Genomic DNA, 18,602 nt, shown 5'->3' on the forward strand with positions numbered 1-18,602 from the left:
TTTAAAGCAAGTGTTTTGACGATTAAACAGTTAAGCAAATTAACGATTAACCGAAAAAAGATTAAACTTTAGTTTCTAATGCTTTCATTACGTCAACTAAAACCTGAACGCTCTCAATTGGCATAGCGTTGTAGATTGAAGCTCTGTAACCACCTACAGAACGGTGTCCAGGTAATCCTGAAATTCCTGCTTCTTTCCATAAAGTATCAAAAGTTGCAGTATGATCAGGGTTTGTCAACAAGAAAGTTACGTTCATATTTGAACGGTCTTCTACTTTTGCAGCGCCTTTAAATAATGGATTTCTGTCGATTTCAGCGTAAAGTAATTCTGCTTTTGCGTTGTTTAATTTTTCAACAGCAGCAATTCCGCCTTTTTCTTTAATCCATTGTAAGGTTAAAAGAGACACATAAACAGCAAATACAGATGGAGTATTGTACATACTTTCTGCCTTGATGTGTTTGCTATAATCTAGCATGCTAGGAATTGTTCTTCCGTTTTTGCCTAAGATTTCTTCCTTAACTACCACTAATGTAGTTCCAGCAGGTCCCATATTTTTTTGAGCTCCAGCATAGATTAAATCGAATTTAGAAAAATCTAATTCGCGTGAAAAAATATCAGAACTCATATCGCATACAACAGGAATATTTGTTGATGGGAATTCTTTCATTTGAGTTCCAAAGATGGTATTGTTGCTTGTGCAGTGGAAATAATCAGCATCAGCTGGAATTTCGTAACCTTTTGGAACATAAGTATAATTGTCTTCTTTTGACGAAGCTACGACAACAGTTTCACCGAAAAGTTTCGCTTCTTTGATCGCCGCAGTTGCCCACGTACCTGAATCTAAATAAGCTGCTTTTCCGTTTTCTTTCATTAGGTTGTATGGTGCCATTAAGAAAGCTGTACTTGCACCACCTTGTAAAAATAAAGCCTGATAACCTTTTCCTTGAAGTCCTAATAATTCTAAAGCAAGGGAACGAGCTTCCTCCATAACTGCAACGAAATCTTTGCTTCGGTGCGAGATTTCAAGGATAGATAACCCTGAATCATTAAAATTTAAAATTGCTTTTGATGCCTTCTCAAAAACTTCCTGAGGTAAAATACTTGGTCCTGCGCTGTAGTTGTGTTTTTTCATGGTTGTTGTTAATAGTCGAAAATTTTAAAGACGCAAATTTCGGTAATAAGAGCCGAAAAAGCGTTAAAATATTCGAAATAATTAAACAATTTATTACTTTGTTGTTAACAAAAACGTTATAGTATCGACATTATCTGCGTAATCCCACAATTGAGGTTTTTGGGTTTCTCCAAATGCAATACTGTTTGGGGTTAAATTATTGCTTACAATGCATTGAATTTGATCTGTGTCTTCCTGAAGACGTTTTTCTAGCTCATCAAGGTTTTCGTAGTATTCATAAAAAACGCTCGAAATTGGCGAAGCATAACTCGAATCTTCTTTTAAAGTCAAAAATCCGTTATCTAATAATTTGAAATTGCTCATTAAAAATACAGCTTTATTATAATCGTAATTATTAGCGTATTTCTCATAGTGAATAACGTCTTGATATTTGAACATTGCTTGAAAAAATGCATCAAAAGAATAGTCTTTTGGGATATACAATTTTGAAACATTTCGACATCCTAAACCAAAATATCTGAAAATATCTTCACCAAGAGCTTCTAAATCTTCATTGGTTTCTTTTCCAGTTAAAATCGCAGCCGAATTTCTGTTTTTACGAATAATTGACGGTTTGTCTTTAAAATAATATTCGAAATAACGAGAAGTATTGTTGCTCCCAGTGGCAATTACAGCATCGAAGTTTTCCAGTTTCCCTTCTACAAAAGTGATGCTGTCTTTTAGGTTTTCATCAACAGCAATTAAATATTTAGCCAAAAAGGGCAATAAATGCTGATCATTTGATGAAGTTTTGATTAAAGCTTTATTTCCTGTTATTAAAACTGATAAAAAGTCATGAAAACCTACCAAAGGTATATTTCCAGCTAAAATCAGAGCAACAGTTTTTCCATTTTTGTCATCCTGATCGGAGTCGAAGGAATAAGCCGAAAGCCATTTGTCTATATTTTCTTTTGTTAAAGCTTCTGCCCAAGATTGTATCGAGAAATATACTTGTTCTGGAGTATACCATCCATTATGAGATTGTGAAAGGCGAATTAGATTTTCGAAATCTTCAAAAAAGATGTCGTTATATAAAACGTCAGATTTTTGGACAGAACCACCTTCAGAAAACTGACTTAAAAATTTTCCTAATTCAACAAAAACACTTTTTTTTGTTTCTAATGTCATAATGTTTGTTTATGAATTGTTTTGATTGTAATTTTGCACAAAAATAAGCATAATTAAGTCGAAAGACAAAAGTGGAAAGTCGAAAGTCCTAAGTTGAAAAGACTTTAATATTTTTACTTTAAATACTTTCAAACTTTATGACAGATTTTATGGCTTTATACTTTGTGACTTTTAAACTTTAAGACTAAAAAAGATGGCAATTATTATAACTGACGAATGCATCAATTGTGGGGCTTGCGAACCAGAGTGCCCAAATACAGCAATATATGAAGGAGCAGATGATTGGAGATATAAAGACGGAACAAGTCTTTCTGGAAAAATTGTATTACCTGACGGAACTGAAGTTGACGCAGATGATGCGCAGACTCCAATTTCTGACGAAATCTATTATATAGTACCAGGAAAATGTACAGAATGTAAAGGTTTTCACGATGAGCCGCAATGTGCTGCTGTTTGTCCTGTTGACTGTTGCGTTCCTGATGATAATCATGTTGAAGACGAAGAAACTTTATTGCAGAGACAAGCATTTTTGCATGCTGAATAATTTTTCTTTGTATTTAAAATATAGTCCTGAACCTTTTGGTTCAGGATTTTTTTTTACCCTGATTTCAGGTATTTTAAAAAGTCAGTTTCTTGATAGTGAATGTTTTATTTTTAGGCTATTGGTTAATTGTTAAAAAAATAATACTTTAGTTGAAAAAATAACAATGCCTATGAAGAGATTGCTACTTTTATTTGTTGTTTTGCTCAGCTATGTAAGCGTTTTTGCACAAAAGGAAGAATATTCTATTATTGTTAAGGATATAGAAACTTTGGAGCCAATACAAAATGCTACGGTTAAAATAATGAAAACCCAACAGATTTTATTGAGCAATGAAGAAGGAAAAGTTACTTTTATGCTGACCGGCGGATCTAACGTTCAGGTTTCTGAAACTAATTATGAAGATTTGACTGTACGCTGGACTTCTTTAAATGGAGAGCAAAAATTTGTTATTTATTTAAAGAGTAAAAACAATAAATTAGATGAAGTAGTTTTGTCTAAGGAATCTCCTGAAAAAATACTGCAGAAATTGGTTAACAATTCTATAAAGAAAATAAGTATCTCTCATAGACAAAAAGTATATGTTAGAGAGTTTTTTATGCTTGACAATCAGTATACCTACTATAATGATGGATTGGTAAATTTTCAATTTGATAAAAATAATAATGCAACCACTTTATTGGTTGAACAAAATCGCTCCTACGGATTATTAGAAGCAGATGTAAGTGCTGATTTAAAGGGCTATAACCTTAATAATATAATGGAGAATTATTCGAATTTTAAATATTTTGATCCATTATTAGATTCAAAGTCAAAAAAAGCATACGATTTTACAATAAAAGGACATTCGAAAAACAAAGATTACTACGTAATGTCAGTTGTTCCGTTGGACAAGGCCAAAGAAGCAATTGATAATTTTGAAATCATTTATGATCCTTTGAAAAAAATTATTGTAGAATTTACGATTTCAACTTCGCCTGCAACTCTCGATAAAGTGGAAGAAAAGACAAAAGAAGGCGAAAAAAACTTAACAAAATCATTTGTAAAAGTAAATTATAGATGGGATGGAACCGATTATTATGTATTGAGTTCGAATGAAGAAATTGGTTATAATATTGTTTTAAAGGATAAAACTAAAAATGTCCAGATAAGAAATAGTTTTGTAACAACAGGTTTCAATAAACAAAATTTCACCTATAACGACAGTGATGTCTTTAAAGAAAAATCACTTTTCAATAAGAAAAACAAAATCTTGACCAATTATTGGGATATTTCAGGATTTACAGCAACCGACGAAGAAAAAGCAATCATCGCATCATTAGAGTTTAAATTGTAATTATAAATAGAAATGAAAAATCCTGAACATAACGCTCAGGATTTTTTGTTTGGTCAGACTGGGCAGAGTCGAAGCCCTTTCTTAAAAATTAAAACCAAGCCTTGCGTAGTAATAAGCTCCGCTGAAACCCATTTGTACAGCGTCCCAATAACCTCCTGCCTCTGTATTTCCTTGTTCGTCTTGTTTGGTTGGATATACATTAAATAAGTTGTTGCTTCCTAAAGTCAGTTTTAAGCTTTTAGTGAACTGATATCCAACAGTTAAATCGGTAATCAATCTTGGGTTGTAAACATCATCTTCGTCTGCATAATCAACCAGAACTACTTTGCTGAAACGAGTAAAAGCTAAACCAGCATCAAATTTGTTTTTTGCGTAAGTAAGGTTTAAACCAAATTTATTGTCTGGAGCCGAAGCTAATAAAAATGCTTTTTCGCGTTTTCCGAAGAAAATAGCTTCGTCAAGAGTTCCGTTTTTTACTTTGTCAATTTTCATGTCGTTGATGTTTCCAACTAAAGTTGCACCAAACTGACCAAAATCAAATGTCTTTTTCCAAGAGAAAACCAAATCCAAACCATGCGTGCTTGTGTCCACTCCATTCGCAAAAAATTGAGCTTCAGAAACACCTAGATTTAAAGAACTGGCATCAAAATATCCTGTCAAAACAATACGGTCTTTTACTTGAATGTAATATCCGTCAATGGTAGCTGTAAAATCACCGAAAGACGCAGTAAATCCTAATGAAGCATTTACCGCTTTTTCTTCATTTAATTTCTCAATTCCAAATGCTCTTGTAACTGGGCTATCGTTTGGAGCCAATAAAACTTCTGTTGCCCCGCTTGCGTTAAAGTTGGTAAAGCGTAAATTATAATAAATTTGAGCTAAAGAAGGAGCGCGGAAACCTGTACTTATCGATCCTCTAGCGTTGATATGATCTGTGATTTTAAGTCTTGATGCTAGTTTCCCATTTAATGTACTTCCGAAATCACTGTAATTTTCAAAACGTAAAGCTCCGCTTACCATCCAAGCTTCGGTAACATCCAATTCGGCATCAGTATAGAGAGAAAAATTGGTTCTGTCTTTATTGACTTCATTTGCAGGGCTGTATCCTGGGAAACCTTGAGAACCTCCAGGTCTTGGTTCTCCAGTTACAGGATCAATTGGTGCGCTTTGCGTTGTTGGATCTGTAATAGGTTTTCCGTCTGTATCATAAGTCGCGTATGAATCTTCTTCGCCAGCAAAAATTTCAAATTGCTCCACTCTAAATTCTGCTCCAAAAGCAATATTTAAACCGCTTAAAACACTTTCGTAGTTTTTAGAAATATCAAAATTTGTAGTGTTTTGAAGTAAACTGTGTCCTCCAGCATCAAATTCATGAGGAGATTTTTCTTCAAGAGAAGCATTTATAGTTCCTTTAATATCATATTGGAATTTGTTTTTACCAAAAGTATTGCTCAAATCAAATTTCCATCCGCCAGAAGATTCGGTTCTAATTCCCGCTGCGATAGAATTATCATTAATTTTAGAAGTAATTCTTGGAGTATAACCTCCTGGATAAACAGATTCGACAACTCTTTCTCCGTCATTTCTGGTAAAAGCATAAGCGTCGGTATCTCTAAAATTGCTTCCTCCAAAAGCATAAAATTCGGTTTTATCAGAAATAGGAATTGCTAAATTGGCGAACAGGTTAACACCTGTCATTTCAGCATCGCCAAACCCTTTTCTAAAATCGTAAGCAGGTCTAAGAGTTTTGTTTTTACTTAAAAATTCTCCCGTAACATTTACATAACCGCCTTTGCTTCCAATTCCTGTTCCATAATTAGCTGCCACTCTTACAGAACCTCCGTCAAAGTCCTGATCTTTTCCGTACGAATTCCCATTTCCATTTTGATCTAATCTAAATCCTTTCGTATTTGGAGTTCCTGGTAAGAATTCGCCTTTGGCATGTGTGTTAAAAACGCCGTACGTAACTGAACCTGTTAATTCGTCAACGTTGTCATTTGTCACAATATTAATAACCCCTGCAATCGCATCAGAACCATATTGTGCGGAAGCACCGTCACGCAGAATTTCAATTCTTTTAATTGACGCGGCAGGAATTGCATTCAAATCTGTTCCTGTATTACCACGCCCGCGTGTTCCAAATAAATTGATTAGAGACGATTGATGTCTTCTTTTTCCATTAATCAAAACCAAAGTCTGATCTGGTCCCATACCTCTTAAAGAAGCAGGATCAACGTGGTCTGCACCATCAGAACCAGATTGTTTATTTGCATTAAATGAAGGAGCTACATATTGTAAAAGCTGATTAATTTCAATTTTTCCGCTTTGAGTAGTAACATCTTTGACATTGATTACATCAATAGGAACGGCCGAATTTACAACCGTTCGTTTTGCATTTCGAGAACCCACGACAACAACGTCATTCAAAACTTGGCCATCGTTTTCGCTTAAGACAATGTTTATTTTATCTCCAGAAGCTGTTTTTTCAACTGTTGTAAAACCGACATAACTAAAAACTAAAGTTGCACCTTCTTTTACTTTTATTCTAAAGCTACCCTCAAAATCAGTAGAAACTCCATTTGAAGTTCCTTTTTCGACAATATTAACCCCCGGAAGCGGATTTCCCGATTTATCTTTTACAAGACCCGAGACCTCTTTTTGTGCAAAGAGAAATGCTGAATTCAGCAGAAATAACAATAATGCAATCTTTTTCATGGTAAGTGGTTTTTTGGTTTGTTTTTTTGTTAATCAGTTTTATAAAAGTAGTCTTTTTTAACAAAATATTAATAAAATGTTTAAAAAATTCATTGCTTATGTCTAAAATTATATTATTGAACATTTTTACTTCGTGCAAGAGCTATTAAATCTTATATTTGCAAAATTTTAGAGCCAAAAAATAGCATTTTGGCAGAAAATGATAAAAACATGTAAATCATAAGGCATTAAATCACAGGGTTTAATGTGAAGAGCTAAATCGAAGGCTCACATCAAATAAATACAAACAAACAGATGAAAGCAGGAATTGTAGGATTGCCAAATGTTGGAAAATCAACATTATTTAATTGTTTATCTAATGCAAAAGCGCAGAGTGCGAACTTTCCGTTTTGTACAATCGAACCTAATATTGGTGTTGTAAACGTTCCAGATCCAAGAATCAACAAATTAGAGGAATTGGTTAAACCAGAGCGCGTTCAAATGGCAACTGTTGATATCGTTGATATTGCAGGTTTAGTGAAAGGTGCGAGTAAAGGTGAAGGCCTTGGAAACCAGTTTTTAGGAAACATTAGAGAGTGTAATGCTATCATTCACGTTTTGCGTTGTTTTGACAATGATAATATTGTACACGTTGACGGAAACGTAAACCCAATTCGTGACAAAGAAACTATCGATATTGAATTGCAGTTAAAAGATTTAGAAACCATCGAAAAGCGTTTAGAAAAAGTAAAACGTGCTGCAAAAACAGGGAATAAAGAAGCTCAAGCAGAGGAAGCTTTGCTAAACAGAATTAGAGAAGCTCTTTTGCAGGCAAAATCTGCTAGAACAGTGGTTCCTCAAAATAATGACGAAGAAGTTCTGATGGAATCTTTCCAATTAATTACAGCAAAACCAGTTTTGTATGTTTGTAATGTTGACGAAAGTTCTGCAGTAAGCGGAAATAAATATGTGGATCAAGTTCGTGAATTAGTAAAAGATGAAGATGCTGAAGTAATTGTGCTTTCAGTAGGAGCAGAGGCTGATATCACAGAATTGGAAAGCTACGAAGAGCGTCAGGTGTTTCTTGAAGATATGGGATTAGAAGAGCCAGGAGCTTCAGTTTTAATTCGTGCAGCTTATAAATTATTAAAACAGCAAACTTACTTTACAGCTGGTGTAAAAGAAGTTCGCGCTTGGACTATTCCGATTGGAGCAACTGCACCACAGGCAGCTGGAGTTATCCACACTGATTTTGAAAAAGGATTTATCCGTGCAGAGGTGATTTCATATGACGATTACGTTCATTACGGTTCTGAGGCTAAAGCGAAAGAAGCTGGAAAATTCAGAGTGGAAGGAAAAGAATATATCGTGAAAGATGGTGATGTAATGCATTTCCGTTTTAATGTTTAGTCTTTTTATAGAAAATAGAAGAAACAAAAAAGAATAAAGACTAAAACTGCTGGAGAGATTCAGCAGTTTTTTTATGTTTAAAATGAATAATCACAAGTTTGTCATCCTGAGGAACGAAGGACCGCACACGAAACTCTACAAATATTGGCGATTTGGATTGTGGAAATTCTAGTGTGATCCTTCGTTCCTCAGGATGACAAAAACAAGAATGATAATCCGTTTAAATCCGCGCTTTCGCGAAAGCGAATCAGTAAAATCCGCGTGCTATTTTTAGCAAGTAAATTTTTTGGCTCAAAAATTGGTTACAGAAAAAATAACCAATTACTAATCTAAAATCAACCAATTAAAATGCTAAAAAAATCATTCAAAATTCTGGGCTGGACACTTTTCGGAATTTTCAGTTTTCTTGCCCTTTATATCTCTTCTGTTTTGATTATTTCTAAAATTACAGTCAACTCAGATATCGCAAAAGTCGAAGAACAAGACGCAATTCCAATTTACATTCTTTCAAATGGAGTTCATACCGATATTGTAGTTCCCGTAAAAAATGAAATAAAAGATTGGAGAAACGAAATTCAATTCAATCAGACGCAATCAAAAGATTCGTTGATGAATTATATTGCTTTTGGTTGGGGAGACAAGGGCTTTTATTTGGAAACACCAGAATGGTCAGATTTAAAAGCAAGTACAGCGTTCAAAGCCGCATTTGGAATTAGTTCTTCTGCTGTGCATGCAACGTTTTTTAAACAATTAAGAGAAGGAGAAGATTGTAAGCGAATTTTAGTTTCAAAAGAAAATTATCAAAACTTAGTCAATTATATTTCCAATAGTTTTAGTGATCCAATTCATCCACAATGGATTGAAGGTCACAGCTACGGGAAAAAAGATGCTTTTTATGAAGCCAAAGGAAGTTACAGTCTTTTTTATACATGCAATACTTGGGCAAATAATGCTTTAAAAGCAGCCAATCAAAAAGCAAGTTTATGGACGGTTTATGATAAAGGGATTTTCTGTCACTATAAATAGTTTGTGAAATGAAAAAGCTGATTTTAATTTTGGCAATAATAGTATTTTTTATTTCCTGTAAAAAAGCAAACGCACCTGCAGAATTTGGAGGTTTGATGTTTTTCTTTGAAAATCCTCAACCAATTGATGATTCTGAGTTAAACAGTTTTCCTTCTAAATTTAGGGGGTTGTATATGAGTTCAGATCCTACTTTTTTAAGAATAGATGATAATGGAGTTTTTAGAGAATATTATTTTAAATTCAAGGTAGATAGGCAAAAATTAGATTCTTTAAAATCTGAATACGACCTCATTGATGGAAAATTAATTACTAAAGACAGAAAGGAAACATTTGATATACTTAAAAAAGGAGACTCGATTGAATTGTCTCAAAGAGATACAGACACATTATTCAGATTGTCATATAATCAGAAATTAAAACGAATTAACGGGCAGTTAGTTTTAAGTACAAGAGATTCTGTTTTTTGGAATATAAAAACCATTTCATTAGAAAATGATGTTCTTAAAATTAAAAATATTTATTTACCAGAAGACTTAAGAAAATTAGATTCTGTGACTGCTATAAAGGCAAAAATGCTCGATTCACTTTCTTATTTGATAAAACCAACTAAAAAAGAATTTAAAAATATTCTGAAAATTAAAAAGTTAGGTTATGATCAAGAATATGCGAAAGTGCCAAATCAAAATATGGGAAAAATGTAAAACTCAACAAAAATCCAAGAAGTACGCAATTTTCATTAATGCTTAAATTTGAGTGAATATCAAAAAATCAGCAAATGAAAAATCATAATATCTTTTCAAAAACTTGGTATTTATTAAAAACAACATTTTTAGAATTCAACGATGACAATGCTATAAAGTTAAGCGCGGCGTTATCTTATTATACCATTTTTGCTTTGCCTCCTTTATTGATTATTATAATTACCATTTGTGGCTTCTTTTTTGGGGAAGAGGCAGTCACAGGTCAGTTATATGGTCAGATAAATCGATTGGTTGGAAATAATGCTGCAGTACAGATTCAGGAGGCAATCAAGAATGTTCAATTATCAGACAGTAATGTCTTTGTTACCGTATTTGGGATTGTAATGCTTTTAATTGGGGCATCTGGGGTTTTTGCAGAAATTCAGAGCTCTATCAATTATATTTGGGGGCTTCGCGCAAAACCTAATAAAGGTTTGAAAAAATTCATTCAAAACAGATTGATGTCTTTTTCCATGATTGTTTCAGTTGGATTTTTAATGCTGGTCAGTTTAATAGTCAATGCTACACTCGACGTTTTAAATGCACGTTTAAAACTGTATTTTCCAGACACAACAGTTTACTTTTTTTATGTGGTTAATTTGGTAATTGTTTTTGCCAGTATAACATTGCTTTTTGCTATTATATTCCGAACTTTACCTGATGGAATCATCAAATGGAAAGATGCTTTTATTGGAGCCTCAAGCACTGCGATTTTGTTTATGATAGGTAAATTTGCGATTGGGGTTTACCTTGGAAATTCAACTGTTGCAAGCGTTTACGGTGCGGCGGGTTCTGTAATTATAATTTTGGTTTGGGTATATTATTCGGCCATTATTTTATATTTTGGAGCAGAATTTACTAAAGTCTATGCAAAAGCTTTCGGCGGAAGTATTTCACCAAATGATTATTCTGTAGAAATACAAAAAGAGATTTTTGAAATAGAATCTTAAACCAATTATAAAACAACAAATACCACAAATATGAAAATAGTAGCTTTTGGAGGAAGTAACAGCAAGCAGTCAATCAATAAACATTTAGCAACTTATGCATCTAGTTTATTTGAAAATGCAGATGTTGAAGTTTTAGATCTTAATGATTTTGCAATGCCGGTTTTTAGCGTCGATCTTGAAAAAGAAATTGGTCAGCATGAAGTGGCGCAAGCATTCTTGAACAAACTTAAAGAAGCTGATATTCTAGTGGTTTCAATGGCGGAAAATAACGGAAATTATTCTGTTGCTTTCAAAAATGTTTTCGATTGGAGTTCTAGAATTGAAAAAGATGTTTTTCAACACAAACCAATGTTATTGTTGGCAACTTCTCCTGGCGGTAGAGGTGGTGCATCTGTTTTAGGAATTGCACAGAATCTTTTTCCTCGTTATGGTGCAGAAATCAAAGGAAGTTTCTCATTACCAGCATTTGGCTCGAATTTTGATTTACAAGAAAATAAAATCTCTAATCCTGAATTAGATCAAGAACTGAAAGATATTATTAAATCAAATTTTTAAATGCCAAAAAAAAAGATTGCCCTTGTTTTCCTTTTATTAAATAGTATTTTCATCAATTTTACTTTTGCTCAAAAGATTAGTGAAGTTGATAAAATAGTTGCAAAATACCCAAAAAGCTTTGATAGCACTGAAAAATTAGCCGACAGAATCGAAAAAGATTTTGATTCGGATTATGATCGTGCGCGTGCTATTTACAGTTGGATTGCTTTCAATATAAGATACGATTACAATGCCTATTTGAATCCGCCAAGAGTGCAGGGTTTCAGTTATTCGTCAGAAGCAGAGAAACAGCGAAAAATAAAACAATTGAATGATAACCTGATTCAGAAAGCTTTTAAATCTAAAAAAGCAGTTTGTGAAGGCTTTACGGCTTTGTATCAGCATTTGGCTTCCTTGATGGGAATTAAATGCGAAATCATTCGTGGCGATTCTAAAATTTCAGTAAGAGATATTGGAAGAAAAACCACTTCATCCAATCATGCTTGGAATATGGTTTTGATTGATAAAAAATGGCGTCTTCTAGATGTAACATGGGGACAAGGCTATTATGACAGCAGTAAAGGCAGAATGGTCAATGATTTTAATCCTGCTTATTTTGATACTGATCCAGATTATTTTTTTGCGAAGCACTTTCCAGATTCAGGTTCTTATTTAGGAAACAGATTAAGCAAAGAAGATTTTCTTAATGGACCTTTGATTTATAATACGACAATCGAAAAAGATTATAAAATTAAATCTCCAGATTCTGGGATAATTGAAGCACGAAATGGGGATAGAATTACAGTAGAAATCAAAAATCTTTCGAAATCGAATCAGGTTTTTTATTTGAATAAATACAATAAAGCTGTTAAGGTTCAAAATCCGAAAGAGAAGCGAGGAGGTTTAGAATTTCAGATTCCAATAGATAGTAACATAGGTGATTATATTACTGTTTTTGTAGATGGAAATAGTGTCGTTTCTTTTAAAATAGTTTAAAAATAAAAGATTAGATTTAGATCTTTCTTCTTTTGTTAAAATTGACGTATCTTAGCAAGAATGATCCGAATTTGAATGCTATGGAAACAACTTTTCTGAAATCAATCTTAGACAATGATTTCTACAAATTTACAATGCAGCATGCTGTAATTAAACTTTTTCCAAAAGCAAAAGTTCGGTATGGTTTTATAAACCGCGGAAAACATATTTTTCCGGAAGGTTTTGCCGATTTACTTCGAAATTCTGTCGATGCAATGGCAGATCTTCGTTTAACAAAAGAAGAAAAGAACTATCTTGCCCATTATTGTCCCTATCTCGATCCTACGTATTTAGATTTTCTGCAAGGATATAGCTTTGATCCGTCTGAAGTTCAGATTAGTCAAGAAGGATCAGAAATAAAAGTTACTGTTGAAGGATTTTGGTACAGAACCATTTTGTGGGAAGTACCGTTAATGGCTTTGATTTCGGAACTTTTTTATAAATCCAACCACTTAATTCGTTTAAATGATGAAGCGGTAAAAAGTCTTACGAAAGAAAAAATAGAGAATTATAATAAACTTGGAGTTTCTATTTTAGAGTTTGGAACCAGACGACGCCACTCTTATGATGTGCAGAATCTTGTAAATGAGACTTTGCGTACTTATGGTGGGCAAAGTTTCATTGGAACCAGCAATGTACATTTTGCAATGGTCAATAATCGGAGACCTCTAGGGACGCATGCTCACGAATGGTTTATGTTTCATGCTGCGCAATATGGCTTTAAAATGGCAAATTCGATAAGCTTGGAACATTGGACACAAGTTTACGGCGGCGATCTCGGAATAGCTTTAACAGACACTTATACTACCGAAATATTTTTCAATCAGTTTGATAAAAAATATTCTAAACTTTTTGATGGCGTCCGACATGATAGTGGTGACCCGATTGAATTTGCTCAAAAAGTGATTTCGCATTACGTAAAAATGGGAATTGACCCAAAATCAAAAGCTATTGTTTTTTCTGATTCCTTAAATTATGATAAAGTAAAAAAGATTGTCGATTTCTGTCAGGACAAAATAAAAATGTCGTTTGGAATCGGAACAAATTTTACTAATGATGTTGGGCTTCCTGCAATGAATATGGTTATAAAATTGACCGATACAAAACCCGATAATCTACATTGGCAGGGTGTTGTGAAACTTTCTGACGAGAAAAATAAAAATACGGGAACACCCGAAATGATTGCTTTAGCAAAAGAAGTGCTAGGAATCAAATGATAATTTTTACTGAAAAAGCAATTTTTAGATCCTTGCAGCGCCCTTTTTACTTTAAAATCAATTTAAATAGATTTTAAACTGTTATTATTCATAACAAAAAGAAAATACGCTTTCATTTTTTGCTAAGAAATGGTACATTAGCAAAAAATCCCAAAATCATATATGCTAGAGCAAAATCAATATACCGAAGATAATATTCGTTCGCTTGATTGGAAAGAACATATCCGTATGCGTCCTGGGATGTATATCGGAAAACTTGGAGACGGATCTGCGCCGGATGATGGTATTTACATTCTTCTAAAAGAGGTTTTAGACAACTGTATCGATGAGTTCGTAATGGGCTCTGGAAAAACTATTGAGGTAAGTATCAAAGAAAAGACGGTTACCGTTCGTGACTACGGACGAGGTATTCCCTTAGGAAAAGTGGTCGATGTAGTTTCGAAGATGAATACGGGAGGAAAGTATGATACAAAAGCTTTCCAGAAATCAGTAGGTTTGAATGGAGTTGGAACAAAAGCAGTAAATGCACTTTCGACTTATTTCCGCGTAGAATCGGTTCGTGATGACAAACAAAAAGCGGCAGAGTTTTCAGCTGGTAATTTAGTTTCCGAAGAAGATATTATAGAAACAACAAAACGTAAAGGAACGAAAGTAACTTTTACGCCAGACGAAACGATTTTCAAAAACTTTAAATTCCGTTTAGAATATGTAGTGAAAATGGTTAAAAACTATTGTTATCTAAACAATGGTTTGACGATTATTTTCAACGGAGAAAAATACTATTCAGAAAACGGACTTCGCGATTTGTTGGAAGAGACTATCAGTGAAGAAGATTTAGAATATCCAATTATCCATTTGAAAGACCACGATATTGAGGTGGCATTGACCCATAGTAAAACCCAATATAGCGAAGAATATCACTCTTTTGTAAACGGTCAGAACACAACACAAGGAGGAACGCACTTAGCGGCGTATCGTGAAGCGGTTGTAAAAACAATTCGAGAGTTTTACAATAAGAATTTTGATGCGTCAGATGTTCGAAAATCGATTGTAAGTGCGATTAGCATTAAAGTAATGGAACCGGTTTTTGAGTCTCAGACCAAAACAAAATTAGGTTCTACCGATATGGGTTCTGATGACGGAACACCAGCGGTTTCTGTTCGTACTTTCGTTAACGATTTCATCAAAACGAAACTGGATAATTACCTGCATAAAAATCCGCCAACAGCCGAAGCTTTATTGCGTAAAATTCTTCAGGCAGAACGCGAGCGAAAAGAATTGTCAGGAATTAGAAAATTAGCAACAGATCGTGCTAAAAAAGCCAATCTTCACAATAAGAAATTAAGAGACTGCCGAGCGCATCTTCCAGATACCAAAAACCCTAGAAACTTAGAAAGTACGCTTTTTATTACTGAGGGAGATTCGGCTTCTGGATCGATTACAAAGTCACGCGACGTAAATACACAAGCAGTTTTCAGTTTACGTGGTAAACCTCTGAATTCATACGGAATGTCTAAAAAGATTGTGTATGAAAATGAAGAATTCAACTTATTGCAAGCAGCGCTTGATATCGAAGACGGACTAGAAAAATTGCGTTACAACAACATCGTAATCGCAACCGATGCCGATGTCGACGGAATGCACATTCGTTTACTTTTAATTACTTTCTTTTTGCAGTTTTTCCCTGAATTAATCAAAGAAGGGCATTTGTATATCTTACAGACACCACTTTTCAGGGTTCGAAATAAAAAAGAAACCATTTATTGTTATTCTGAAGAAGAAAGAAAAGATGCCATCGAGAAATTAAAGCCAAAACCAGAAATCACGCGATTCAAAGGTTTAGGAGAGATTTCTCCAGATGAGTTCAAAAACTTTATCGGAGACACCATTCGCCTTGATCCAGTTATGATGGATAAACATACTTCGATTGAGCAGCTGTTATCTTTCTATATGGGTAAAAATACCCCAGACAGACAAGATTTTATTATCAAAAATCTTAAGGTGGAGATTGATGAGCTTGAAGAGGTTTAAAAAGAAAAGAATTACAGAAGAATTTTTTAGTATTTATACTGAACAAAATATATGAAAGACGAAGAAGACGATAACATAATTCCAAACGACGACGAGAATAATTCAGAGGAAAATCTGGATAACATTCAGGATGGCGATGATGATGTGATTGATGGTGAAGGAAAACATTTCGAAGGTGCACATTTTTACGAAAATCAAGAAGAAGAAGGCGAAGACGTTATTACTAAAGTAACGGGAATGTATAAAGACTGGTTCTTGGATTATGCTTCGTACGTAATTTTGGAACGTGCAGTTCCTGCTATCGAAGACGGATTCAAGCCTGTTCAGCGTCGTATTATGCACTCTTTAAAAGAGTTGGATGATGGTCGTTATAATAAAGTTGCCAATGTTGTTGGTCACACCATGCAGTATCACCCACACGGAGATGCGAGTATTGGTGATGCCATGGTACAAATCGGTCAGAAAGATTTATTGATTGACTGTCAAGGAAACTGGGGAAATATCTTAACCGGTGATGGTGCAGCAGCACCCCGTTATATTGAAGCACGTTTATCCAAATTTGCTTTGGAGGTTTTATATTCTCCAAAAATTACAGAATGGGGACTATCTTATGACGGTAGAAAAGCTGAACCAATTAATCTTCCTGTAAAATTCCCATTGCTTTTAGCACAAGGAGCAGAAGGTATTGCGGTTGGACTTTCTACAAAAGTGCTTCCTCATAATTTTAACGAATTAATTGACGCGTCGATTAAAATCTTAAAGGGGAAGTCATTTACGCTTTATCCAGATTTTGCCACAGCTGGTATTGCCGACGTTTCGAATTACAACGACGGAATGCGTGGCGGACGTGTGCGTGTGCGTGCTAAAATTTCGCAATTAGACAAAAATACTTTGGTAATTACGCAGATTCCGTTTTCTACCAATACATCGAGTTTGATTGATAGTATTTTGAAAGCCAATGAAAAAGGTAAAATCAAAATCAAGAAAATTGAGGATAACACCGCCGCTGATGTTGAGATTTTAATTCATCTTTTCCCAGGAGTTTCGCCAGACAAAACAATCGATGCTTTATTTGCGTTTACAGCCTGTGAGACTTCAATTGCACCTTTAGGATGCGTAATTGAAGATAATAAGCCGTTATTTATTGGCGTTTCACAAATGTTGAAGATTTCAACTGAAAGAACGGTTGATTTGCTTAAACAAGAACTTGAAATTCAATTAGAAGAATTAAAAAATAAGTGGCATTTCTCTACTTTAGAAAAAATCTTCATTCGTGAAGAAATGTATATTGACTTCAAATTATATGGAGATAGAGAATCACTTTACAAATATTTATACGACCGTTTTGAGCCTTTCAAAAAATCATTTGTTAGAGAAATCAACGATGACGATTTACAAAGACTGACTCAAATTCCGATGATTCGTATTACTCGTTTCGACTCTGATAAAGCAGATGAATTAATCTCTAGATTAGAAGAGGAAATGAAAGAGGTAGAATACAATTTGGAGCATCTTACCGATTTTGCCATTGCTTACTTTACCAAACTGAAAGAGAAATATGGAAAAGGGCGAGAGCGTAAAACAGAACTTCGCGTATTTGATAACGTTGAAGCTACAAAAGTAGTTTTAAGAAACACAAAACTATACGTAAACCGCGAAGAAGGTTTCGTAGGAACTAGTTTAAAGAAAGATGAATACGTAGGCGACTGTTCTGATATTGACGATGTTATCGTGTTTTTACGAGATGGAACCATGATGATTACAAAAGTTGATGCCAAGACTTTTATCGGAAAAGATATTATACACGCAGCGGTATTTGATAAAAACGATAAACGTACAATTTATAATATGATGTATCGTGATGGTAAGTCAGGTCCGTCTTATATAAAACGTTTTAATGTTACAGGTGTTACCCGTGATAAAGCCTACGATTTAACGAATGGAACAAACGGTTCTCAGGTAGTGTATTTTTCGCATAATCCTAATGGAGAAGCCGAGGTTGTGACTATTTTGCTTCGTCAGGTTGGAACGATTAAGAAACTGAAATTCGATATTGATTTCGCTAAGTTAGCTATTAAAGGGCGTGGTTCTAAAGGAAATTTAGTAACCAAATATCCAATCAAAAAAATCGAATTAAAAGAAAAAGGAATTTCGACTTTACTGCCAAGAAAAGTTTGGTTTGATGATACCGTAAAACGTTTAAATGTTGATGCAAGAGGAGAATTATTAGGAGAGTTTAAACCAACAGATAAAATCTTAGTCATTAGTCAATCAGGGAAATTGAAAGTAATCATTCCAGAATTATCTACACATTTTGATGAAGATATGATTGTATTGGAAAAATGGAATCCTAAAAAACCAATTTCAGCAATCTATTATGATGGAGAAAAAGAACGTTATTTCTTGAAACGTTTCTTGGTAGAAAATGAAGGAAAAGAAGAAAGTTTCATTACTGATCATCCAAATTCGCAGTTAGAAATCGTTTCGACTGATTATCGTCCAGTGGCACAATTGGTTTTCGCCAAAGTAAAAGGTGTTCAAAAAGACGATCTTCATATTGATGTAGAAGACTTTATAGCCGTAAAAGGTTTCAAAGCTCTTGGAAACCAATTGACGACTGATAAATTAAGACAAGTAAATTTATTAGAGCCGCTTCCTTATGAAGAACCAATTGAAGAAGTTCCGGAAAAACCGGAAATTCCAGAAGATGATCCTGTTGAAACAGAATTAGACGACGATGGACAAATAGGCCTAGTTTTAGAATAAAAATAAAAAAAACGCTGAGATTA

14 protein-coding genes are annotated in these 18,602 nt (G+C 34.1%); 11 read left to right on the top strand and 3 right to left on the bottom strand.

The genetic code is table 11. The features are described from left to right. Positions 1-61 precede the first annotated feature (61 nt). Complete coding sequence (serC, locus tag FF52_RS02190; protein WP_008462556.1) at positions 62-1,132, bottom strand: 3-phosphoserine/phosphohydroxythreonine transaminase; 1,071 nt, start codon at positions 1,130-1,132, stop codon at positions 62-64. A 93-nt stretch (positions 1,133-1,225) separates the two neighbouring features. Further along, positions 1,226-2,299, bottom strand: coding sequence for an acyl-CoA reductase (locus FF52_RS02195; protein WP_008462557.1), 1,074 nt, complete (start codon positions 2,297-2,299; stop codon positions 1,226-1,228). Between the two features lie 193 nt (positions 2,300-2,492). Here FF52_RS02195 and FF52_RS02200 point away from each other — a divergent pair, with 193 nt between their 5' ends. Beyond that, a complete protein-coding gene (locus FF52_RS02200; RefSeq protein WP_008462559.1) occupies positions 2,493-2,843 on the top strand; it encodes a 4Fe-4S dicluster domain-containing protein in 351 nt (116 codons plus the stop codon). Between the two features lie 169 nt (positions 2,844-3,012). After that, a complete protein-coding gene (locus tag FF52_RS02205; RefSeq protein ID WP_035690656.1) occupies positions 3,013-4,176 on the top strand; it encodes a hypothetical protein in 1,164 nt (387 codons plus the stop codon). 81 nt (positions 4,177-4,257) lie between these two features. Here FF52_RS02205 and FF52_RS02210 read toward each other — a convergent pair whose 3' ends face one another. Further along, positions 4,258-6,891 (bottom strand): TonB-dependent receptor, encoded by a 2,634-nt coding sequence (locus FF52_RS02210; protein ID WP_008462563.1) that lies wholly within the window; start codon positions 6,889-6,891, stop codon positions 4,258-4,260. Positions 6,892-7,185: 294 nt separating this feature from the next. On the opposite strand from FF52_RS02210, the gene ychF reads away from it, so the two are divergent. The 9 genes from ychF (at position 7,186) to FF52_RS02255 (ending at position 18,579) form a co-directional block, all read left to right on the top strand. Further along, on the top strand, positions 7,186-8,280 hold the full coding sequence (gene ychF / locus FF52_RS02215) for a redox-regulated ATPase YchF (protein ID WP_008462567.1): 1,095 nt from the start codon (positions 7,186-7,188) through the stop codon (positions 8,278-8,280). A gap of 348 nt (positions 8,281-8,628) precedes the next feature. After that, a complete protein-coding gene (locus FF52_RS02220) occupies positions 8,629-9,306 on the top strand; it encodes a TIGR02117 family protein (protein ID WP_008462569.1) in 678 nt (225 codons plus the stop codon). Positions 9,307-9,314: 8 nt separating this feature from the next. Continuing rightward, positions 9,315-10,007, top strand: coding sequence for a hypothetical protein (locus FF52_RS02225; protein WP_008462570.1), 693 nt, complete (start codon positions 9,315-9,317; stop codon positions 10,005-10,007). A 74-nt stretch (positions 10,008-10,081) separates the two neighbouring features. Continuing rightward, positions 10,082-10,996, top strand: a complete 915-nt coding sequence (locus FF52_RS02230; RefSeq protein ID WP_008462571.1) for a YihY/virulence factor BrkB family protein — start codon at positions 10,082-10,084, stop codon at positions 10,994-10,996. Positions 10,997-11,026: 30 nt separating this feature from the next. Continuing rightward, on the top strand, positions 11,027-11,551 hold the full coding sequence (locus FF52_RS02235; protein ID WP_008462574.1) for an NADPH-dependent FMN reductase: 525 nt from the start codon (positions 11,027-11,029) through the stop codon (positions 11,549-11,551). Beyond that, positions 11,552-12,526: a transglutaminase domain-containing protein gene (locus tag FF52_RS02240; RefSeq protein ID WP_008462575.1), complete on the top strand. Its 975-nt coding sequence runs from the start codon at positions 11,552-11,554 to the stop codon at positions 12,524-12,526. 80 nt (positions 12,527-12,606) lie between these two features. Further along, the gene (gene pncB / locus FF52_RS02245) at positions 12,607-13,782 is read left to right on the top strand and encodes a nicotinate phosphoribosyltransferase (protein WP_008462576.1); all 1,176 of its coding nucleotides are present in this window, start codon (positions 12,607-12,609) and stop codon (positions 13,780-13,782) included. 162 nt (positions 13,783-13,944) lie between these two features. Continuing rightward, positions 13,945-15,813: a DNA topoisomerase IV subunit B gene (locus FF52_RS02250; protein WP_008462577.1), complete on the top strand. Its 1,869-nt coding sequence runs from the start codon at positions 13,945-13,947 to the stop codon at positions 15,811-15,813. A gap of 51 nt (positions 15,814-15,864) precedes the next feature. Next, on the top strand, positions 15,865-18,579 hold the full coding sequence (locus FF52_RS02255) for a DNA gyrase/topoisomerase IV subunit A (RefSeq protein ID WP_008462578.1): 2,715 nt from the start codon (positions 15,865-15,867) through the stop codon (positions 18,577-18,579). Positions 18,580-18,602 lie beyond the last annotated feature (23 nt).

The organism is Flavobacterium sp. F52, assembly GCF_000278705.1.
Classification (GTDB): Bacteria; Bacteroidota; Bacteroidia; order Flavobacteriales; family Flavobacteriaceae; genus Flavobacterium; species Flavobacterium anhuiense.